At 65.3% G+C, this 21,151-nt stretch carries 23 protein-coding genes and 1 pseudogene; 18 read left to right on the top strand and 6 right to left on the bottom strand.

From position 1 onward, the window contains the following. Nucleotides 1–7 precede the first annotated feature (7 nt). The 15 genes from B141_RS0120470 (at nucleotide 8) to B141_RS49450 (ending at nucleotide 14,390) form a co-directional block, all read left to right on the top strand. Nucleotides 8–751, top strand: a complete 744-nt coding sequence (locus B141_RS0120470) for an MBL fold metallo-hydrolase (RefSeq protein WP_020577053.1) — start codon at nucleotides 8–10, stop codon at nucleotides 749–751. Further along, the gene (locus B141_RS0120465; RefSeq protein ID WP_020577052.1) at nucleotides 748–1,530 is read left to right on the top strand and encodes an NAD-dependent epimerase/dehydratase family protein; all 783 of its coding nucleotides are present in this window, start codon (nucleotides 748–750) and stop codon (nucleotides 1,528–1,530) included. Before B141_RS0120470 ends, B141_RS0120465 begins: the two co-directional genes overlap by 4 nt. Continuing rightward, entirely contained in the window at nucleotides 1,527–2,510 is a 984-nt protein-coding gene (locus B141_RS0120460) for a phosphoglycerate dehydrogenase (protein ID WP_020577051.1), read from the top strand. Before B141_RS0120465 ends, B141_RS0120460 begins: the two co-directional genes overlap by 4 nt. After that, entirely contained in the window at nucleotides 2,507–3,337 is an 831-nt protein-coding gene (locus B141_RS0120455) for a hydroxypyruvate isomerase family protein (RefSeq protein ID WP_020577050.1), read from the top strand. The genes B141_RS0120460 and B141_RS0120455 overlap by 4 nt, the downstream gene beginning before the upstream one ends. Next, entirely contained in the window at nucleotides 3,334–3,945 is a 612-nt protein-coding gene (locus tag B141_RS0120450) for a hypothetical protein (RefSeq protein ID WP_020577049.1), read from the top strand. The genes B141_RS0120455 and B141_RS0120450 overlap by 4 nt, the downstream gene beginning before the upstream one ends. After that, nucleotides 3,942–4,877: a four-carbon acid sugar kinase family protein gene (locus tag B141_RS41735; protein WP_020577048.1), complete on the top strand. Its 936-nt coding sequence runs from the start codon at nucleotides 3,942–3,944 to the stop codon at nucleotides 4,875–4,877. The genes B141_RS0120450 and B141_RS41735 overlap by 4 nt, the downstream gene beginning before the upstream one ends. Then, nucleotides 4,868–5,590, top strand: a complete 723-nt coding sequence (locus B141_RS0120440; RefSeq protein ID WP_020577047.1) for a substrate-binding domain-containing protein — start codon at nucleotides 4,868–4,870, stop codon at nucleotides 5,588–5,590. Before B141_RS41735 ends, B141_RS0120440 begins: the two co-directional genes overlap by 10 nt. A gap of 33 nt (nucleotides 5,591–5,623) precedes the next feature. After that, entirely contained in the window at nucleotides 5,624–6,535 is a 912-nt protein-coding gene (locus B141_RS41730; RefSeq protein ID WP_020577046.1) for a LysR family transcriptional regulator, read from the top strand. A gap of 119 nt (nucleotides 6,536–6,654) precedes the next feature. Then, nucleotides 6,655–7,968 carry a BNR repeat-containing protein gene (locus B141_RS45885; RefSeq protein WP_157181144.1) on the top strand — a complete coding sequence of 438 codons (1,314 nt, stop codon included), beginning with the start codon at nucleotides 6,655–6,657 and terminating at the stop codon, nucleotides 7,966–7,968. Nucleotides 7,969–8,081: 113 nt separating this feature from the next. Continuing rightward, nucleotides 8,082–8,954 carry an ABC transporter permease gene (locus tag B141_RS46815; protein WP_020577044.1) on the top strand — a complete coding sequence of 291 codons (873 nt, stop codon included), beginning with the start codon at nucleotides 8,082–8,084 and terminating at the stop codon, nucleotides 8,952–8,954. Continuing rightward, a complete protein-coding gene (locus B141_RS0120420; RefSeq protein WP_020577043.1) occupies nucleotides 8,951–9,838 on the top strand; it encodes a carbohydrate ABC transporter permease in 888 nt (295 codons plus the stop codon). The genes B141_RS46815 and B141_RS0120420 overlap by 4 nt, the downstream gene beginning before the upstream one ends. Before the next feature lie 26 nt (nucleotides 9,839–9,864). Beyond that, complete coding sequence (locus tag B141_RS0120415) at nucleotides 9,865–11,484, top strand: extracellular solute-binding protein (protein ID WP_020577042.1); 1,620 nt, start codon at nucleotides 9,865–9,867, stop codon at nucleotides 11,482–11,484. A gap of 25 nt (nucleotides 11,485–11,509) precedes the next feature. Continuing rightward, on the top strand, nucleotides 11,510–13,216 hold the full coding sequence (locus B141_RS0120410; protein ID WP_020577041.1) for a right-handed parallel beta-helix repeat-containing protein: 1,707 nt from the start codon (nucleotides 11,510–11,512) through the stop codon (nucleotides 13,214–13,216). A gap of 135 nt (nucleotides 13,217–13,351) precedes the next feature. Beyond that, a complete protein-coding gene (locus B141_RS0120405; protein WP_020577040.1) occupies nucleotides 13,352–13,660 on the top strand; it encodes a hypothetical protein in 309 nt (102 codons plus the stop codon). Nucleotides 13,661–13,979: 319 nt separating this feature from the next. Further along, complete coding sequence (locus tag B141_RS49450; protein ID WP_157181143.1) at nucleotides 13,980–14,390, top strand: site-specific integrase; 411 nt, start codon at nucleotides 13,980–13,982, stop codon at nucleotides 14,388–14,390. 182 nt (nucleotides 14,391–14,572) lie between these two features. Here B141_RS49450 and B141_RS0120395 read toward each other — a convergent pair whose 3' ends face one another. Then, nucleotides 14,573–15,100, bottom strand: a complete 528-nt coding sequence (locus tag B141_RS0120395; protein WP_237742753.1) for a chloramphenicol phosphotransferase CPT family protein — start codon at nucleotides 15,098–15,100, stop codon at nucleotides 14,573–14,575. Nucleotides 15,101–15,885: 785 nt separating this feature from the next. After that, nucleotides 15,886–16,302, bottom strand: a complete 417-nt coding sequence (locus B141_RS0120385; RefSeq protein ID WP_020577035.1) for a ribosomal maturation YjgA family protein — start codon at nucleotides 16,300–16,302, stop codon at nucleotides 15,886–15,888. A gap of 112 nt (nucleotides 16,303–16,414) precedes the next feature. Between B141_RS0120385 and B141_RS41720 the strand changes: the two genes are divergently transcribed. Next, nucleotides 16,415–16,651 (top strand): site-specific integrase, encoded by a 237-nt coding sequence (locus B141_RS41720; protein WP_020577034.1) that lies wholly within the window; start codon nucleotides 16,415–16,417, stop codon nucleotides 16,649–16,651. A gap of 65 nt (nucleotides 16,652–16,716) precedes the next feature. Here the strand turns inward: B141_RS41720 and B141_RS52290 are convergent, their stop codons facing one another. Then, complete coding sequence (locus tag B141_RS52290) at nucleotides 16,717–16,842, bottom strand: hypothetical protein (RefSeq protein WP_020577033.1); 126 nt, start codon at nucleotides 16,840–16,842, stop codon at nucleotides 16,717–16,719. A gap of 1,542 nt (nucleotides 16,843–18,384) precedes the next feature. Between B141_RS52290 and B141_RS0120365 the strand changes: the two genes are divergently transcribed. Continuing rightward, a complete protein-coding gene (locus tag B141_RS0120365; protein ID WP_020577031.1) occupies nucleotides 18,385–19,209 on the top strand; it encodes an SAM-dependent methyltransferase in 825 nt (274 codons plus the stop codon). Between the two features lie 361 nt (nucleotides 19,210–19,570). On the opposite strand, the gene B141_RS0120355 is transcribed toward B141_RS0120365, so the two are convergent. The 3 genes and pseudogenes from B141_RS0120355 to B141_RS0120345 form a co-directional block, all read right to left on the bottom strand. Next, nucleotides 19,571–20,002: a cation-transporting P-type ATPase gene (locus B141_RS0120355; RefSeq protein ID WP_020577029.1), complete on the bottom strand. Its 432-nt coding sequence runs from the start codon at nucleotides 20,000–20,002 to the stop codon at nucleotides 19,571–19,573. Further along, on the bottom strand, nucleotides 19,999–20,181 hold the full coding sequence (locus B141_RS0120350) for a hypothetical protein (RefSeq protein WP_020577028.1): 183 nt from the start codon (nucleotides 20,179–20,181) through the stop codon (nucleotides 19,999–20,001). The genes B141_RS0120355 and B141_RS0120350 overlap by 4 nt, the downstream gene beginning before the upstream one ends. A 435-nt stretch (nucleotides 20,182–20,616) precedes the next feature. Beyond that, nucleotides 20,617–20,850: pseudogene (locus B141_RS0120345) on the bottom strand (IS1380 family transposase); the annotation flags it as partial. Between the two features lie 9 nt (nucleotides 20,851–20,859). Here B141_RS0120345 and B141_RS0120340 point away from each other — a divergent pair. Continuing rightward, on the top strand, nucleotides 20,860–21,141 hold the full coding sequence (locus tag B141_RS0120340) for a hypothetical protein (protein ID WP_020577026.1): 282 nt from the start codon (nucleotides 20,860–20,862) through the stop codon (nucleotides 21,139–21,141). Nucleotides 21,142–21,151 lie beyond the last annotated feature (10 nt).

Below are 21,151 nucleotides of genomic sequence, written 5' to 3'. Positions count from 1 at the left end.
AGGTGCAGTGTCCGCCTACACAGCACAGCCACTCATCGACGGCTTCCCCGGCAAGTCCTCATCACACGGGGGGTTCGGTTGGAGCAGCCTCTGGCTGCTGATGTCCGCCTCGCGAAGGGTCCTCATCGACACCGGCCCGCCGCAGTACATCCCCCTCATCCACGACAGGCTGCAGCAGTTGGGCCTCACGACATCGAGCATCACCGACGTACTGGTGACGCACCTCCACTGGGACCATGTCCAGAACTTCACGATGTACGCCGGCGCGCGGGTGTGGGTCGGTGACCGCGAGCTCGAATGGGGCCGCAGGCAACCAGCGGGTACGGCGTTCGTTCCCGACCTGCACATCCAGGATCTCGTACGGCGAGGCGACGCGGTCGGACGCATCCGCGGCGAGGACGAAGTACTGCCAGGGATCGGCGCCATCCACTCCCCCGGCCACACTCCGGGCCATCTCGCATTCCAGGTCGCGACGTCCGCCGGCGTGCTGATCTTCGCGGGCGACGCGGTCAAGAACATCCACGAACTCACGAAAGGTGCCGCCGACTCCACCATGGATCAAGACCTGAGCCATCGCACCATCGTCCGTCTCCGAGGCATCCTCCGCGAGACCGACGGGATCCTCGTCCCCGGCCATGACGTCGGCCTGCGCTTCGACGGACCGAGAATCGAGCGAGTCAAGCCGCAGACAGCTCACATCGGGTACTTCGCCGACGGCGAGTGCGGTGCGCGGGACCGGAGCATCGCATGACAAGAGTCCTCTACACCGGTGGTCGCGGACGGATGGGACAGGTCATCCGCGAGCACCTACAAGGCCGGTACGACGTCGTGCTCTACTCCCGTGAAGCTCACGACACCGCCCTGCTCTCTGGCGAGCAAGAGGTACTCGGCGATCTCACCGATCTCGAAGCCCTCACTCGAGCATGCGAGAACGTCGATGTGATAGTTCATCTGGGCGCTGTCACGGACGAGACGAGCTACCCCGAGATCGAGCAGACCAACATTCGCGGCACGTACAACGTCTACGAGGCCGCCCGATGCGCCGGCGTACGCCGCGTCGTCTATGCCAGCACCAACCACGCCGTCGGCTTCTATCCCGCGCAGCAACGCATCGACGAGAACGTCGTACCGCGCCCCGACACCTACTACGGCTTGTCCAAAGTCTTCGGGGAAGCGTGCGCCCGGTTGTACTACGACAAGTGGGGCATCGAATCGGTCTGCCTGCGGATCGGAACCTTCCGGCCGGCACCCGAAGACGTCCGGCAACTGGCGCTCTGGCTGAGCTGGCCGGACGGCGCCGAACTCGTCCGCTGTGCCATCGAAGCAACCGGAGTCGGGTACGAGATCGTCTACGGCTGCTCGGCGAACACCGACGGCTGGTGGGACGCGGACAAGGGATGGCAGTCCATCGGCTTCCAGCCCCGGGATAACGCAGCCGATCATGCCAACGCCGTCGACCGGACCGCCCCGCCGCCGACGTTGCACGGCGGAGCGTTTGCCGACGTGGACTACCGCGGAGGCCTCTGGTGACCTCACCGCACATTCTGGTGACGACCGCGTTCCTGTATGCCGGCGACGCGGTGACGCGCACGCTGGAAGACGCTGGTTACGTCGTCGAGCACGCGCCGGATCTCGACCAACGTCCTGCTGACGAACGAGTTGGGTTGCTCGCTCAGGCGGACGCCATCATCGCCGGCACGCGGCCGTTGACCGCCGATCACCTTTCCGCGGCCGAGCGGTTACGGCTCATCGTCCGCACTGGTGTCGGGTACGACAACGTTGACGTCGAGGCCGCAAGCAGGCAAGGAATTCCTGTCTGCATCACCCCGGGGGTCAACCGGCAGGCAGTGGCCGAATACGTGTTCGCGCTTGCCCTCGCCCACTCCCGCCACATCGTCCCGAATGCCGCTCAACTGGCGGCCGGCACCTGGAACCAGCCGACCGGACGCGAGCTGGCCGGGCGAACGCTGGGGGTCGTCGGTCTCGGCTCGGTCGGCAAAGCGGTCGCGGACCTGGCGAAGGCGTTCAGGATGAACGTGCTCGCCTACGATCCGGCCCTTGATCATGAGTACGCCGATGCCAACGCCGTCGAGGCAACGTCTCTTCCGGACCTTCTCGCCCGCGCCGATATCGTGACGCTCCACCTCTTCCTGGACGACACGACCCGAAATCTCATCGACGCCTCAGCCCTCGCCGCGATGAAGCCCGACGCTCTCATCGTCAACACCTCGCGCGGCGGAATCGTCAACGAGGAGGCACTGGCCCAGGCCGTACGCTCCGGAGCTATCGCGGGCGCGGCGATCGACGTCTTCTCCGAGGAACCATTGCCCTGGGAGAGCCCGCTCCGTTCGGTGGACGGCATCCTCACGACCAGCCATATCGCAGGCGCAACCCAAGAGGCCCGGGCAAAGTCCGGCGCCCTCGCCGCGGAGATCGTCATCTCGGCTCTCAACGGTGCCGAACCCGCGCATGTCATCAATCCCGACTACGTACGACGCGTCGCATCATGATCATCAAATTGCCCGGTGGCCCCGTCCGGCTGGCGGCGAACCTCGGCTGGCTGTTCACCGAGGTGCCGTTCCTCGAGCGCTTCGAAGCCGCCGCCCGCGCGGGCTTCATCGCCGTCGAGTACTCCCAACCGTACGGCTACGACGCAGCCCTCCTGCGGCACCAACTGGACCAGGCCGGCCTACGCCAGATCCTCATCAACACGCCGGCCGGCACGTCCAAGTCGACCGCCAAGGGATGGGCCTTCGATCCCGATGCGAGAGCCGAGTTCCGCGACGGGCTCAAGTCCGGACTCGACTACGCTCACGAACTCGGGGCATCGGTCCTGCACGCCACGGCCGGCCTCCGACCCGCCGGTTGCGATCCCGATCGTGCCTTCGCCTGCTATGTGGCGAACATTGTCTGGGCCGCCGACCAAGCACGCGGCAGCGGCATCAGCATCGTGCTCGAAGCCATCAACAAGCGCGACCAGCCGACCTACGGACTCGCATCCGCGGAGACCGCTGCGTACGTCGCTGAGTCAGCCGGAACCGACGTGGTCGGCGTCCTGTACGACGTCTACCACGCGCAGGTGGATCGCGGTGATCTGCTGGCACGGTTCGATGCCCTGCGCGACGAGATCAAGCACGTGCAGATCGCCGACAGTCCGGGCCGAGGTGAGCCGGGGACCGGTGAGATTGCCTACCCGAGAGTCCTCGACCATATCGCGCGATCGGGCTACGAAGGCTGGGTTGGCTGCGAGTACCAGCCGACGGGAGACACGGTGGCGAGCCTCAACTGGATCGACGAACTCGCCGACGGGCCGACGTACTCGATGGAGCAACGATGACCGCGGTTCCCCGGATCGCTTTGATCAGTGCCGCTCCGGCGGCTATGCAACCGGCGCAGGAAGCAGTCATCGCCGAACTGCCACAGGCGGAGATCTGGCACCTCCTCGATGATCGCCTCCTTGCGGACGCGGAAGCTGCGGGCGGAGTCGCCGCGAGCCTCCAGGTCAGGATGAATGCGCTCATCGACATCGCCATCCGTGGTGGAGCGGATGCGGTCCTGCTGACCTGCTCGCAGTACGGCGCTGTCGCACAGGATCGGCGGGAGTCCGATACCCCAATCGTGGGATCCGACGATGGTGCCTTCGCGGAGGTGGTCGAGCTCGCGCCGCGGAAGCTGCTGATCGTCGCCTCGCTGGAATCTGCCGCTCTGGACACGAAAACGAGGCTCGGTCACGCCCTCGCAGATGCCGGTATCCAGTGCACAGTCGATGCCCGGATCGCCGCCAGCCGCGAGATGCTAGGCCAGGTGCGCGGTACGTACGACACGATCCTGCTCGCCCAGTACTCCCTCGCCCCGCTGATGAGCGAGCTGGATGTTCCCGTGATCTCCCCGCCAACTGCGGCCGCGGCAGCGATTCGTCGACGGCTGTCAGGCGAGGCGTCATGATCGGGGTCATCGCCGACGACGTGACCGGGGCGACCGACGTCGCCGCTGCCATCGTGGTCGGCCTCAAAACGCGAACAGCAAACGTCGATGACGCCGTCGCACTCTCGCTGCGGGCACTGGAATCCCTGCCTGAGTGCGAGGTCTCCCGCTTCTACTTCAAGTACTGTTCGACGTTCGACTCGACGCCTGTGGGCAACATCGGTCCCATCACCGACGCTCTCGCCGACGCCCTTGATACGACGCTCGTCGTCACCACCCCCAGCGCACCTCGACACCGTCGAACCGTCTATCAAGGGCATCTGTTCGTCGGGGACACGCCACTGGCCGAGACTCATATGGTTGATCATCCGCTGACCCCGATGACTGACTCGTCCGTCCTTCGCCTCCTCCGTGCGCAGACTCCTCACACGGTCTCCCACATCGCCCACGAAGTGGTAGCCCAAGGCGAGACTGCTCCACCGCGATCAACGATAAGAACAGCGATCACCGCCGGCAGCTGCTCGCAACGAACACTCGAGCAGATAGACCACTACGCGGCAGCCGGAGGAGCTTCCTACCGGATCTGTGCGAGCGAGCACACCGTTGTGGCGGACGCTCTCGGATGGTTCGACGATCTCCCGAATGGGCCGGCACTGTTCTTCTCTTCGCAGCGGCCCGCAGAGCGTGGTTCCGACCCTGACGTGTACGAGCGTGTCGCCGGCCAGTTGGCCAGTGGGCTGGCGGAACGCGGCATTCGTCGCCTGATCGTGGCCGGCGGCGAAACCTCAGGTGCCGTCATCGACCACCTCGACGTGCGGATCTGCACGATCGAGGAGGAGGAGGCTCCCGGAGTCCCGTGGATTCGGAACGTCGAATCCGGCACAAGTCTGCTCTTGAAGTCGGGCAACTTCGGTCCACCTGACCTGTTCACCAAGGAGGCGGGATGGACGTGAACCAAACTCCACTCAGGGTCTTGAGCGGCCTGGCACTCCGTACCGTACTACTAGACAGCGTCAACCCAGCCTTTGAGGCGGAGTACGGCGTGCATATCGACGCCGTGTTCGACCCCACCACGATCCTGATGGAACACATTCGCGCCGGTGAACACGCAGACGTACTGATCGGCACCGAATCCGGAGTCGCTGCCCTCGCGACTGAAGGCGTCCTCGACGGCAGCACGACCACGGCCGTCGCGACCTCCAGCATCGGGTACGCCGTACCACCCTCGCACACACCACAGTTGTTCGAGGACGCGGACCAATTCCTCGACTTCGCCCTCGCCGCACGATCCGTCGCCTACACCAGAACAGGCGCCAGCGGCATCCATTTCAGCTCCGTGCTGGAAAGGTACGGCGTAGCAGCGGACCTCAATGCCCGCGCCACCGTCCTGGACAGCGGGTTCACCGCCGAGGCTCTCCTCGACGGACGCGCGGACCTCGCGATCCAGCAGCTGAGTGAGCTTGCTGCAGTCCCCGGCATCCGCATCGTCGGCCCGCTCCCAGAGGAGCTCCAGAGTTACGCGCGCTTCGCAGCAGCCGCGAGCACCGAGCCGCATGGGCTGGCCACTCGATTCCTCGCGGCGCTCTGCGGACCCGACGCTCGACGTGCCTACGAGGCGATCGGACTACACCTCCCGGCCGCCGAGTCAGACCCTCGGCCTTCGTGATGCCGTGGGCGAGAGACGGGAGACCGGGCATTGTTGGAACTGCACTGGGTCACCACGTTCCTGGCAATCAACGAACACAAGGGATTCGGTCGCGCCGCGGACCTCCTCGGCTACTCCCAGCCGACGGTCAGCAACCACGTCGCCGCACTCGAGCGCGAGCTCGGCACGCCGCTCCTGCACCGCGATCGCCGTCCGGTCGAGCTGACGCAGGCCGGCGCCGCCTTCCTGCCGCACGCGCTCGCCCTGGTGCGGGAAGCCGAGGCGGCGAAGGGCAGCGTCGCCGAAGTACTCGGACTGCGACGGGGATCCGTCAGCCTCGGCGCCTACCCCAGCGCCATGGCGGCGTACGTTCCCGGCCTGCTGAGCAGCTTCCGCGCCCGCTACCCGGGGATCGCCGTCCGCCTGCTCGAGATGCGCGCCAACGATCTCGCGCGGGCCGCGTCGTCGGGCGAGATCGAGCTGGTACTGCGGCCCACCAGGTGGCCTGAACCCCAGGACACGTTGAACGGGCTCCCGCTATGGCGCGAACGCTACATGGTCGTCTTCCATCCCACCCACGCGCTGGCCAAGCAGGACGGCCCGCTCCCCCTGGACGAGCTCGCGGACCTCGACCTGATCCTCACCGGGCATGGCGAATTGGAGAGTCCCACGCACCCGATCTGGCGGCGACTCGGGCGGCGTCCGCGACTCGCCTACGAGGTGACTCAGCCGCAATCGCTCGTCGAGCTCGTACGGCACGGGCTGGGAGTCGGCGTGACGAACGAACTCTCGCTCAGCGTCTCGGCGACCGAAGGCCTGGGCACGCGCTATCTGGACACCACCGCGGGAGTGCGCGACATCTGGGTGTGGTGGTCCTCCGACCGAACCCAATCCCCTGCCGCCAAAGCTCTGCTGACCTGTATGCGCGACGGCGCCCGTCCACCCGGCACCACCCGCCTCGAATGATTACGCACGGATTCCCGATAAGAATCACTGATCATCACGATCACAATCATTGCCTGGACCTCATCACCTCCAGGTAGCACGCTTGGCCCACTCGACCTGCAATAACGGAGATCATGCTGATGAAGGACTCGATCGTGGATCCGAAAGCACTGAACCTGAGCCAGGGTCAGTTCGGCACCACATTCAACGGCCAGACCTATCAGATCGATGCATTGGCCACTCTGAACGATTGGCAGTACGCCACCTATGTCGATTCTATGGGCCGGGTATGCGTAGCGCGCCGGCAACTTCCGGACGGCGATTGGGACTCCCTTTCGTTCGATGATTACGTGATCGACCACACCGACGTGCACAACGTTCCAGTGCTGGGCATCTGCCCGTCCGACGGCACCATTCACCTGGCGTTCGATCACCACAACAGCCCGCTGCACTACCGGGTCTCCCAGCCCGGAGTCGCGACCTCTCCGGAAAGCATCGCCTGGTCGACGGATCTCTTCGGGCCCATTACGTCCGAGCTGGTCCGCGGCGTCGAGCTGACCAAGCTGACGTACCCGATCTTCGTCACCATGCCCGACGGTGCGCTGCAGCTGTACTACCGCATCGGCATGAGCGGCGACGGCGACACGCATCTCGCGGAATACCGCCCGGACGCCGACGGCTGGAAGATCCTCGGCGCCTTCGTCAGCGGGCAGGGCAGGTTCGTCGACAGCACTTCGCGTAATGCGTACCACAACGGCTTCGACTTCGACACCGCCGGACGCCTGCACACGACCTGGGTCTGGAGAGAGAGCATCAACCTCCTCAGCAACCACGACCTGCAGTACGCCTACAGCGACGACAGCGGTCACACCTGGAGGAATCGAGAAGGAACACGAGTCGGCGTCACAGGGCAGGAGCCGATGCATCTGCACTCACGAGGCATCACGGTCCGGCCGATCCCCTACGGGTGGGGAATGATGAACCAGGTAACCCAGACGCTGGACGACCGCGGGCGCATCCATGTCGTCCTGTGGCAACAGCCACCGACAGCTGCGGAAGCGTCGGCCGACCTCGGCACCTGGCGCTACGTCCACTACTGGGGCGACGATCGCGGCACCTGGCACCAGCATCAACTGCCCTACTTCGGCCGTAAGCCCACTGTGCTGGCCGGCGGAGACGATCTGATCCTGGTCTTCACCAAGTCCTCCGATCCGGACTATCACGGGAAAGACTCGGGCGGTCCCCTGTACGTCATCGCAGCCGCGTCGGCCGACGAGTGGAGTACCTGGCGGGAGATCTACCGTTCCACCGACACCTTCGTCGGTGAACCTCGGGTCGACAGGCACCGGTGGCAAGCATCCGGAGTCCTCTCGATCTACGCCCAGCAGGCTCCGACCGCCCCCGGCGCGCCCAGTCCGCTGCGTGTCCTGGACATCGACCCCGAAGTCAGATGAGCGTCGCACCCGCGCCCGCTCGAGCGCGTCACCAAACCGGGCACCGGCCTTCGTCGCCGTCACCCGCTCCTCGCCGCCGGTCCTGGTGGGAGCGGCTGAAACGCGACAAGTTCGTGCTTCTGCTCGCACTTCCCGGCATAGCCGTCATCATCACGTTCCACTACTATCCACTGCTCGGGAACGTGATCGCCTTTCAGGACTACCAGCCTTACCTCGGAATCCGGGAAAGCCTGTGGTCCGGCTTCGACAACTTCAAGATCCTCTTCAACGGCGATCCGGATCTACTGAATGCACTCAAGAACACGCTGACCATTACGGCCTTGCAGACAGTGTTCGTCTTCCCGGCACCGATCATCCTGGCCCTGATTCTGAACAGCCTTGCCTCGAACCGCCTGCGGCAAATTGTCCAATCAGTGCTCTACCTCCCGCATTTCCTGTCCTGGGTCATCCTGGTCGCAGTGTTCCAGCAGGTGCTCGGCGGCGCTGGTCTGCTCAACAACTACTTACGCTCCTCCGGGCACGAAGCGTTGAACATCATTGGGAACGCCGACGCCTTCAAGGCGTTGGTCACCTCGCAGGTCATCTGGAAGGACACCGGATGGGCCACGATCCTGTTCCTGGCCGTGCTGGCCCAGATCGACCGATCCCTCTACGAAGCCGCCAGTGTCGACGGTGCCTCGAAGCTACGGCAGACCTGGCACATCACGCTTTCGGGGATGCGGCCGATCATCATCCTGCTCTTCATCCTCAAGCTCGGTGACTCGCTGTCCGTCGGCTTCGAGCAGATCCTTCTCCAGCAGCCGGCGGTCGGACGGCAGGCCAGCGAAGTGCTCGACACGTTCGTCTACAACAACGGGGTCGTCGGCGGCGCGTGGGGTGTGGCAGCAGCGGTCGGTCTAGTCAAGGGAGTCATCGGCCTCCTGCTCGTGCTCTCGGCCAACAAGATCGCCCACGCGTTCGGCGAAGAAGGGGTCTACAAGGCATGAGCATCGACACCATCGCCGGCCGAACCAACATCGTGGGCCGGGGCGCAAAGGCAACCGTTCTGATCGTCGCGTGCGGACTCGTTCTCGTCCCGTTCCTGGGCATTGTGTCCACGAGCCTCGCCTCGCCGGCCGAGGTGACCCGGGCCGGTGGCTTCGTACTGTTCCCATCCAGCATCGACTTCGGAGCGTACCGGTCGATCCTCGCCGGCGGCGTCGTGACACGTTCACTCCTGATCTCGCTGTTCGTCACCGGAGTCGGCACCCTGCTGAGCATCACCTTGACCGCGATGCTGGGCTGGGCATTGAGCCGGAAGGGGACATTCGGGAACCGCTACCTGTTGATCCTCGTCCTGGTCAGCCTGCTCTTCAGCCCTGGCCTGATCCCCAGCTACCTGGTCGTCCAGCAACTCGGCCTGCTGGACACATTGTGGGCGCTGATCATCCCGACCTCGGTCACCGCGTTCAACGTCGTCGTGGTCCGCGCGTTCTTCGTGGGCCTGCCCAACGAAATCATCGACAGCGCCCGGATCGACGGCGCGTCCGAGTGGCAGCTCTTCCGTCACATCGGCGTACCGCTGGCCAAGGCGGCGCTGACCGTCGTCGGCCTGTTCTACGGGGTCGGCTACTGGAACTCGTTCTTCAACGCGCTGCTCTACATCAGCGACTCCGGCAAGTGGCCGCTGCAGCTCGTCCTCCGTACGTACGTCGTCGACAACACCCAACTCGGCGCCGAGGATCTCGGCGCGGCCGGTCATGCCCTGCCGCCGCAGACATCCATCCAGATGGCGATCCTCGTCATCTCGATCGTCCCCATCGTCTTGGTCTATCCGTTCCTTCAGCGCCACTTCGCCAAGGGTGTACTCACCGGCGCGGTGAAGGGATGAACCATCTCAGGCAGAGGAGCGTGCACATGCCCGAATTGAGCAGGCGACAGGTTCTCGGTGGCGGCCTCGTCGCGGTCGCTTCGGCTGCCGGCTTCCCGTTGCTCCAAGGATGCAGCAACAAGGGCCGTGGCGGAGCGGATGCGGGCGGCGCCGACGGCATCAGGCTGCCCAAGTACATCGCCTACCAGGGCTTCACGCCCGATCTGATCGGCAAGGACGGTGTCGACAGCGCAACCTTCAAGTACCCCGCCAACCCGACTGCCGCCACCAGCGGTCCGCCGGGAGACGGAAAGAAGGTCGCCGTACTCACCGTCACCAACTCACCGGCTCCCCCGGCGAAGAACCGAAACGCGTACTGGCAGGAACTCGAGCGCCGACTCGGCTTCCCCGTGGACATCGAGATCGTCCCGAGCACCGACTACGGCCAGCGGTTCCAGACCGCGGTCGCCGGCGGCAAGCTGCCCGATCTCTTCAGCATCTACCCGGGCCAGGTACCGTCGCTGCCCTCCTTGCTGCAGAAGAAGGCCGTTGATCTCACATCACATCTGTCCGGGGACGCGATCGCGAAGTACCCGCTGCTTGCCAACATCCCCACGGCCAGCTGGAAGCAGACGGTGTACGACGGAAAGATCTACGGAATCCCCATCCCGCGCGGGGCGCAGATCACCCTGACCCTCTATGCCCGTGACGACCTGCTGGGCAAGCTCGGCATTACCAAGCCACCGGCGTCATTGCAGGAGTTCCAGGATCTCTGCAAGGAGCTGACCCACTCGAAGACCAACACGTGGGCACTCGGACGTCTGCCACTGTCCTACCTGCGGCAGATGTTCAAGATCCCCAACGGATGGTCGGTCCGGGACGGGCGTCTGGTGAGTGCCTTCGAGGCCGAACAGCAGAAGGACGCGCTCGAGGCCGGCCGCAAGTTGATGGCCGCCGGTGTCGTGCATCCCGACGGATTCAACGCACCCAGCTCGATCCGCAAGACCTGGGTCGCGAACGGCTCGACCTTGATGGTGGATGACTCGTTCAGCGCCTGGCACGCGTTCTACAACTATCCCCACCCGGACACCTTCCGCCTTGCGGCCTGGGCTCCTCCGCTCGCCGACGGCGGCGGCACCGCACCGGTCTGGCTCGGCGCACCGACGATCAACATCACCTCGGTCAACCTCAACGCCGCCGATCGGGTCGAGGCACTGCTCAGCTTCCTGAACTACCTCGCAGCCCCGTTCGGAACGTCGGAGTACCTGTTCAAGAACTACGGAGTGAAGGGCATCCATCACACGCTCCAGGGCACCGACCCGGTGCTGACCGACAAGGGACGCGCCGAGATCGGCCTGGGTATCGAGTACGTCGCGAACGCCCCCTGGATGACCTACCAGCCCGGATCCCCCGACGTCACCAAGGCGCAGTTCGACGCTCAGAACACGCTCGTCCCCACTGCGCTGGCCGATCCGACGATCAGCCGGTACAGCGAGACCAACGTCCGCAAGGGAAACCAGATCGGCATGGGCGACCTCGAGCTCGACATCCTGCAGGGCCGGAAGCCTGTCTCGGCCTGGGACGCGGGTGTCGCGAAGTGGAAGAAGGCCGGTGGCGACAGCATCCGCGACGAGTTCCAGAAGGCTCTCGACCACCCGCCCGGCTGAAAGTCCGTCCAAAGTGAGGAGAGGCATGAAACCAAGAACGCTCGCGGTACTGGCCGTCCAAGCACTCGTGAGCCTGCTCCTGGTGGGCCTGCTCACCGCGCCCGCACAAGCCGCTGGCACCGCCTACTACGTGTCCGCAACAGGCAACGACAGCAACACCGGACTCTCGCCCAGCCAAGCCTGGAAGACGATCGGGAAGGTCAACAGCTTCACGTTCCCGCAAGGGAGCCTGATCTACTTCGAGGGCGGGCAGACGTTCACCGGCTGTCTGGTCTTCAACCGTACGAACGTTCCGACGTCGGACGCGTCGACGCCGTTCCGGGTCTACTCGTCCGGCACCGGACAAGCCACCATCCAGTCCGACTGCACCGGGAACACCTCTGCCGCGATCACCGCGGACGACGTCAGCGGCTTCCATCTCAACAACATCAAGGTCGTCAACGGCAGCACGACCGCGGCCGGCGTACTGCTGGAGAACACCACGTCGTCGACTCCTACGAAGACCCTGAAGGTCACCAGCAGCGACATCTCCGGGTTCGGTCCGCCGGCCGGCAGTACCAGCGTGTTCGGCGCCCAGATCATGGTGCTCGGGTACGCCGTGAACAACCACAACGGGCCACTGGACGACGTACAGGTCCTCAACAACAGGCTGCACGGTTCGAGCGTGACCTCGAGCGCAGGCCCGGGCATCTACGGGTGGGGTTACGGGACGAACATCACGAACGTCCGGGTCGAGGGCAACACCGTCTACAACCTCGGTATGGCGGCCAAGACCACTGGTGCGGCGCTTCAGGCGAACGGCTGGGACGGCGCCGTCATCCAGCACAACGTGGTGCACGACATCGGCGCGAACGTCACCTCGTGCGGCGGCACCAGCGGCATCATGGCCTACACCTCGAACAACATCACGATCCGCTACAACGAGGTGTACAACGTCCAGCCGGTGCCGACGTGGACGGCCGGTTGTGACTGGGACGGTATCGACCTCGACGGCGGTACGACGAATTCGCTCGTGGAGTACAACTACACCCACAACAACGCCGGCAGCGGACTGGCGGCGTACACCCTGACCGTGGCATCGCGGGTCTGGGGACCGAACACCTTCCGCTACAACATCTCGGAGAACGACGACTGGGCGAACGCCCAGGGCGGTCTGTTCGTGGTGGTTCCGAGTGCGCCGAAGAACGCGATCTCGATCTACGGCAACACCATGTTCACCAACAAGGATCAGAGCGCCAACAAGCGCACCGGCTCGAGCGCGTGTTTCAACTTCGGGTTCAGCACAGGCGTCTGGGCAGCAGGCTCGCAGATCAAGGACAACATCTGCTACATGGCCAACAAGGGCACGTCGGGCGGGAAGACCGGGCAGTTCATCTACAACCCGTACACCCAAACCGGCATGACCCTGTCGAACAACCTCTACTACGGCACCAACAGCGGCGGCTGGCGCTGGGGCAACACCGTCTACCCGGACTTCGCTGCGTGGTCGGCTGCGGGTCGGGAGACGAACGCAGTCTGGGGCGACCCGCTCTTCACCGCCCCTGGTGCCGGCGGCATCTGCTCCTGGTCACCCCCCACCGGCACCGGACCCCAACCATGCCCACAGGCCTACTCCCTCAAGGCCGGCTCCCCCGCCCTCGGAGCAGGCGTCACCGTGACCGGCAACGGAGGGGTGGACTACTACGGCACCACCATCCCGGCTCCGCCCAACATCGGAGCAGACGCGGGCTAACCTGACCGCCAACTCGTAGCGTCCGGCATCGGTTCCTGACTGCGGAACCGATGCCGGACCTGCTCCGGAGCAGTCTGGACCAGATACTGGTTCTGTCGGTTACCGGCGACCACGCTGAGCGATGGCAATGGGTCCATGACGATGCACGAGGGGATCGTGGACGAATCCATCGAGCATCAGGTGGACGGCTGGGAGCTGGCGGGATTCCCGGGGCGGCTCAAGGTCGCTGCGTACCTGACCGCGGATCAGTACCGGCTGATCGTCGACGCGCTGCTCGACGCGCAGGAGCACCCGCTGACCGGCGTCGGCCGGGACGAGCTGTTCGTCGCGGTGCGGGTCGGCTGTCGACTGCGACCGACGCCGCGTGGAGCGAGCTCGTCGGCTTACTGCCTTCCAGTTTCCGTGGAGACAAGCTCGACATCCACTGGAAGCTATACGAAGTGAACGGCCGCTTTTACAGCGGCCGCCCGAAGGACGGTTCGATGCGCACCGCGGACCTGCCGCCCTTCCTCAGCAGCCTGTTTGCCAGGCATCTCGAAACAGCGTCGCATCACATGTGCAACTGCCGAGAACAGAGCGGCAACGGCGATGTGGAGTGGTGCGCAGGGTCGGAGTACGTGTTCTTGGGCTCCCGGGGAGGGCACTTCACCCGCTCGAACTTCAGTGAGCGCGTCATGCGACCGGCGGCCGATGGGTGGTACCCACCAAGGACCGGAACGCGGCCGCGGGCGAAGCTCCCGGTCCTGGTCGATGCTGGGACGTCGTGGCCGGAAAGCCGATGCCGCCGTGGCCGGCCGCCACGCCGGGCCTACCGACCTACACCCCACCGGCTGGCCGCGGTAGGCCCCGCATCACCGAGAGCACCTTCCCCGCGACGTGGCTACCTGTCCTGCCTGGGCTCACGCCCCACGGCTTACGACACGGACACCAGACCTGGATGGACGAGGCCGGGATCTCCTGCGTCCTGCAGTCCGAGCGGATGGGCCACGAGGTGCCCGGCATGCGCGGGGTCTACAGCCACATCAGCGAACGCATGCGGAAGGGTCTGATAGGTGCTCTGGAAGAGTTCTGGGAAGACTCGCTGGAGGAGCGAGCCCGGCTCGCCCAACTATCGGCGGTCAGCGTCCTTGATGGACTGCTCCGTGATCGCGGAGGAAGTGGAAGAGCGGTCTGAGCACGATCCGTCTTGGCCGTACCCGCAACGATTCCTGCTCGCGGAGTAAGGGGTGTCGGTAAGAAACGTGCCATTGGGCGCCACGTCTGCCGGTTCGGTCGAGACCCTGGTAAACCGTTGCTCGGGAAGCGCTGAACAGCTCCGCGCGGCCGGCGACCTAACGTTCGCCGGTTCCAGGGCCGTCAGGCGGACAACTTCACCTTGAGCTGCTCGAATGCTGTGGGAGTTGGCCGTTGCGGCAGGAAGTCCTTGATCTGCCGGGCGCATTCGAGTGGGCTGGTTGTGCTGGTGTCGACCTCAATGTCGTAAACGCCGTGGGCATGGACCCGTTCTAGCTGGCTTGCGGCCAAGCCCGTGGAGCGGTCGCTGCGTGCCCGCTCGCGGCGTTCCAGTTCCTCCAGCGGGCAGCGCACGCCCACCAGTACGACGTCCTTGGGAGAGAACAGGGCAAGGCAGTCCATCAGTCGCCACGGATCGCTGAGAACGTCGTCCACCACGACGTTGTTGCCTGCTGCGGCCATCCCAGCTACAGCACGGTGGAAACCCATCAAGGCCTGCCGGAGGACTGCTGGCAGCTCGTCAGGCTTGTAATCCGTCCATGTGAGCATGGTGTCGATGGCGTCGACAGGCATGTAGAAGTAAGGGCCACCAAGGATCGGTAGAAGGTCCTGGGCGATGCTCGACTTCCCGGAACTCGACGTGCCGTTCAAGAGGATGATCAATCCACTGCACGGCCGCGACGCTCCCATCGAGTGGGCAGGTTGATCGGCCTGAGCGTCTACAGGAGCTGTCACCGCGTCATCCTCCGCAACGTGTGCTGCTGGCGTCCGATCAGGATGCACGCTCCGGCCTCGCACGTCACTGCCCAAGAAGTGACCAGCGTTCTAACGAGGCTCTGAATCGCCCTCAGCGTGGTCTGCACCGTCCGTCGGTACACCGCGACTCTTCTCGTCTTGTACTCGAGCACCAGCTCCCGCAGCGTCTGCTTACCACCCGAGGAGTCAAGCCGACCCCGGGAATGTGGGCGGCTGGTGACACGAGTCCTACCGGGCACCCCAAGCAGCTGGAAGAGCGGTTTGAGCAAGATCCGCTCCCATTCCGCTCCCAGAATCGGACACCGCCGGGTCCGAGGCAATTGCCGATTCATCATTTTGTGCCTCTGACCTGCACCTTCGTGTGTCGGGCTGGCGGGATTTGAACCCACGACCCCTTGACCCCCAGGACGTGGGTGTAGGCAGCTTTGCAGGTCAGAGACAACTTGACCCGCACGAGCGCCGTTCGAGCGCAGTCGGACTGTTCACCACCGCGCACACCGTGTGGTCCCCACATGGTCCCCAAGTAGTCCCCAAGCAGGGGATTCGATCTGAGCATAAGCAGGAACTAGTACTCCAGCAGCATTTCGTGATCTATGGGCGTTGCTGGCGTTGGTAGTGGCAGCGGCGGGCTCGGGCTTGGTGGTGGCGTCTCTTGGACCGATCCGATCCACGGATTGAGGCTAAGGCTCAGCGGGTGTCGGGTTTGTTTGGGAACGTGTGCGGGCCCGGAGGAACCAATGCGCGGCGACCAATGGGATGACGCCGACGGGGTACCAGGCAACATCAATAAGGTCGAACTGGGCGCCTAGCAGCTGGCGCGCGAGCCAGCTGCGTTGGGAGAGTGCCGCGGGCATGGGGGTGAGCTGTGCAAACTCGATGAACCAACAGTATGCGATCGCGGCGCTGCCGGCGGCCAGTGGGGAGATCAGCGGCCATATGAAGATCACTATCGTGTAGACGATGGCCGCGGACAAGGCGGCGCCTGAGTACTGTTCGATGGGCCCGTCCATCGTGGCGCGGATTGCGAAGGCCGCGCCTGTAAAGCCGGCTGCCGACACCACCATCAGCAGCCGAGCCCAGCGCACTGCGAGCGACATCGCGCAATCATAAGTGGCAGCGCAGCTAGCCTAGGGACGCCGGGGACGGTCGTCAGCCCGCGCGACGTCTGCCTGGACACCGGGCTCGTCCGGCTGTCGTACGGCCAGGCCCGTGCCCCTGCTGGATGAGCACACCGGACTCGGCGGCGTGCCGGGTACGGGCTGGGACCTGCACGAATACCGGCACTCCGGCCTCACCCATCTCGGAGAGGCCTGGGCCAGCCTGCCGATGCTCATGGCGAAGTCGCGGCACAAGAAGCCGGAGAACGTCCGCCGCTACTTCAAACCGTCGCCAGAGGCGATCGCCGAGCCCACCGGCCTGCTCGCCCCCGGCGACACCAGCCGCTGAGCCGCGTTCCTTGCTTCTTCTCGGGCGGTAGCGGCCGTTCCGTAGTGCCTCGTGATCGAGCATGCTCAGCGGGCGACGGCGGAGGCGGAGAGGAGCGTCGCGGCGGCGAGGCCGAAGCCCGTGGAGAGCTGGAAGCGGGCGAGGGCGCGTCCCAGGACATGCGCCGGGGCGAGGGCGGTGGCGCGCCCCACGACAGCTCAATTCTGCAATGGCTGGCGGTCAAGTAGAGGTAGGTCGCGCAGCGAAGCTGGATCCTCGTCACTGAGTTGGTTATCCGTGGTCCCCAGCTGGCCAACCTAACGGAGCGGCACCGCACTGACCTGCGGAAACGTTTGTCGGGCTGGCGGGATTTGAACCCACGACCCCTTGACCCCCAGAGAAACGCGGGGCGTCCGGAAGAGTACGGCGTAGTCCGGTTTCGCAGGTCAGGGTCCACCTGGCGTCCACAGCGGACGCCTGAAATCCGGTGCCGTCTCACCAGTTTGTGAGAGGGCTGTGAGAGGCCCCACTCCCCCGCATCGCGGTGTGGGGCTCCTTCGGTCTCACTCCGGCGGCGACGCAGGCTATCGCGCGCATATCCTCGTCCTACCCGACCGGAAGATCGCGTCCATCGTACTGTCGAACGCGGCGGAGATGCCTTCGCAGACACTGGCGCGCAGGATCATCGACCTGGCGCTGCCGGAAGAGCATGACAGCTCCGAGACCACGCAGTCGCCAGAAGGCGAACAGCCGGAGGCCGCTGACATCGAAGCTCTGACGGGTCGATACCTCGACGACGATGCCGACNTGGTGTACGACGTGACGGTGGTGGATGGCGAGCTCAGCCTACGGTCCGGTGCNGCGAGCTTGCGGCTGCGGCACGACGNAGAAGGGNGGTTCGTGAGGGAGGGTTTCCGAGTCCAGCTNGCNCGTGCATCGGACGGCATCGTTGTTCATCCTGAACAGAGTGGGGAGCGATTCTGTCAACGCCTCGACGCCCCGATGGAAGAGACTGCGGACCCGAGCTGCGCCGGAACGTTCCTCAGTGACGAACTCGAGGCAATCGTTCACATAGACATCCCCGCAACCGGACCGCTTCGCCTGCGTCGCACCGGATGGCCCACGATCGACATGCGCCCACTCGGCCCTGAACTCTTCCTCGCCACCGTGCCACACTCCACGGGATCCGGCGAGACAGACATTGTGATGCGCTATTCAGCCGACCGTTCGCAACTTCGCATCGGTGACCCGCAAGCCCGCCGAGTCCGCTTCATCCGACTCAACTAAAATCTGTCGCCCAAATCTGATCTGACAGGGGCGAAGTGTCAAGACTGCCGTTCGGATGTCGCATGCCGGACTCCCAGGACAGCCCGCCAGCGCCACCCGCGAGGGCGGCCGCGCATGCCGTCCTCGGGCTGCGGCGTACGGCAAGCGCTGGCAGCCGGATCAGTAGGTGGCAGGGAACTCCTCCGAGCACGGATCGCCAAGAGGGAGGACCTCGACGGGGGGCGACTAGAGCCAAGTTGTGATCGGCCGGGACGAGCACTTCTTGCCGGTCCGTCAGCCTCCGGCGTGACAAAGGGACCGGGGCCGCCCACCACGTCATGATCTTGCTTGACCCCGGGCACATGGATAGCATCGTCGCGCGCGATGTTGGGCGGCCACGACGCGGTACGGCAGGTGCAGGCGGCCCGGCCCGGTCCTCCACCCGAGCGTGCGGATAACGAACCAGCAGCGACTCTCGTGGAGGCAACATGCCAGGACCTGATGCCGCTCCCCCCGGTGTCGACCCGACCAAGCCCGCGGCCGCGCGAGTCTACGACTACATTCTCGGCGGTAGCCAGAACTTCGAGGTCGACCGGCTCACGGTCGAAAAGACCCGGCAGGGTCTGCCGGAGCTTGAGGACATCGCCTGGTCCAATCGCGGTTTCCACCAACGGGCCGCCCGGTGGCTTGTGGCCGAAGCCGGCATCCGACAGTTCCTCGACATCGGCTCGGGTCTTCCGACCCAGCGCAACACGCACGAGGTTGTCCAGGAGGTCAATCCTGACGCGCAGGTCGTGTACGTCGATATTGACCCGATGGTCAAGGCGCACGCCGCGGATCTCCTCCATGGTTCGCCTCACACCACCTTCATCACCGGCGACGTCCGCGAGCCAGACGGGATCCTCAAGAACGTCCAGACCCGGGCACTCCTCGACTTCGACCAACCCATCGGGTTGTTCATGACCGGGCTCCTGATGCTCGTGGACGACGATTTCGATCCGCGCGGCCTCGTCACGCGCTACCTCGACGCCCTCGTGCCTGGCAGCTACCTCGCCCTGTCACACCCCACCGACGACAAGCAGAGCCCCGAGGTGGCGAATCGTTTCCGCGGCGTTCTCGGCAAGGGAGGCAACTTCAACCTGCGTTCCCGGGCTTACATCGAAAATCTCTTCGATGGACTGGAGTTGGTGCCGCCCTACTCCGGCGCCGACCCCCACATCACCTTCGCCGGCCTGTGGGGCGCCGAGGATCCCACCGAGGCCGACAGCGACGGGTCCCGGTGGATGTTGGCCGGACTGGCCCGCAAACCCTAGGGCGTGCCTTCTCGGATCATGAAACGGGATCGCGGAGCCAGACCTTGATGGACGCGACGTCGATGGTTCCCTAGTAGATGACCTCGCGCTTGTCGAAGCGTGTGGCCACAACGCGGAACTGGCGGAGTTTGTTGACGCAGCGCTCAACGGTGTTGCGTTCCTTATAGTGTCCGGCGTCGAAGTTAGGCGGACGGCCCTGGACGAGTCGCGCTTGAGCCGGTTGGCCTTCTGATCCTTCTTGATCGGCATAGCTACCTGCACTTTGTGCTCACGTATGTGAGCTCGGTTGGCTCACATCTCGCGGCGGCCGCGCCGGTGATGTAGGTGGCACCCTCACCGTCATCGACCACGAGATCGTTCTTCAGCGGATGCGGGCGCAGGTACATCGCAACGTGCCCAGACAGCGACAGGTCGATGCCGGCCTCGTCGAAGGCCCGCGCAATGTCGAGATATGCCGGCAGGTGATTCCGCCGGCCAGGTATGCGATCGCGACCGCGTCGGAGACCTCCCTGAACACCGCCGAGAGTACGGCGACCGCGATCAACAGCAACTGCAGCGGCTCAGTAAGCCACTCGGCGAGTTCGGCCCACCACCGCTCTGGCTTACGTTCGGTCGGGGCGTTAGGCCCGTAGCTGGCCAGCCGACGCGCCCGTTCGGCCTCGTCCAACCCGGTCGGCCCACTATCAAGACGCTCCAGGACGGCCGCCGCCTCGAGCGCGTGCCAACCCAGTCCCTGGTCTCGCTCCGGGGCCGAGACGCCCGCGTCTCCCTCGCGCCCTGGCAGCGTGGTCATGATCCCCCTTTCGCACCGCGGTTGGAGGTGCTGCGCCACCATGCGCGCAGCGCGCGCAGTCCGCGAGGCCGGGCAGGGTCGAGGTTGTCCTCGAGCCGGGCGAGCAGGATCAGCAGGACGGCGATCCCGCCCATGAACCCCAGGATCAGCACGATGATCGCGTCGGCGTCACTCCACATGCGACCTACCGGGAACAACCTGCTGATCCGACCCGCGCAAGCCGGAGCGCTTCCGCCTCGAAAGCGATCGGCTCCCCGATCCCGACGACGACACTGTGCGGGCGCCCCTAGCTGATTCGAGGAACCGGACCACGCCCGCCCGCACCGGCGACTCGGCCGGGTAGTGCCGGCGGCGCGTGTCGGTGAACGCCCCGCCCAACTGGCCGCGGCGAGCGCCATCGAAACGTTCGTGCATCACCGGGAGGACGCGGGCCTCTTCCGCCCTGATATGGCACCGCACAGCGTCGATGAACGCGTGCAGAGCCCGGACGAAGCCGGGTTCGCTCGGGCCGATTGCTCTGGCGCCGGGGTTTGTGGGCAGGGTATGTGGTGGTGCCTGGCCTGGCTGCCAGCTTGCCACGTTGAGGTTCCGGGTCGCGCCGTGCGGCTGGGTGGTCAGGTCGTCGCCGGGGTTGGTGGGCCGCAGGCGTGGGTGAACAGTCGGGTCCACGCGGTTTCCCACGGCCAGGCGGCTGGCAGGAGCACGGTGATCCGTCGGGCAGAGGATGCCCGGCGTGCGGGGACGGCGATCCGCTTGCGTCGGACCGTCGCGCTGGTCGCCCTCGCAAGTGACGGGCCAGTGGTCACTGCAGCGGCGCGGGTGAGGTTGAACGCCATGACGGCGAGTACACGCACGTCGTGAGCGTCACCAGGTCATCGCTCGCCGTGACGAGCAGCCTCGCGGTCAGCAGCGGCGAGGGCTACCTCGACAGCACCGACGGCGCGTTCGACCACGAGGTCGTCGTCGAGGCGGACAGCAGCCGGTTCGAGACGGAAGGCCTGCGCACCATCACCTACACCGATCCGAGCGCCGGCGCGCTCCTGCGGACGGAGACTCTCCGGTCCGGTCCCACCCTCCTCACCGAGGAATGGACCTGCCGCAGCCCGGCCAATGGGACCGACCTCACCGCACGGATCTGAAGGGAGACCA

It is taken from the genome of Actinopolymorpha alba DSM 45243 (assembly GCF_000373925.1).
GTDB lineage: Bacteria > Actinomycetota > Actinomycetes > Propionibacteriales > Actinopolymorphaceae > Actinopolymorpha > Actinopolymorpha alba.
This window is presented reverse-complemented; position numbering and strand designations above follow the sequence as displayed.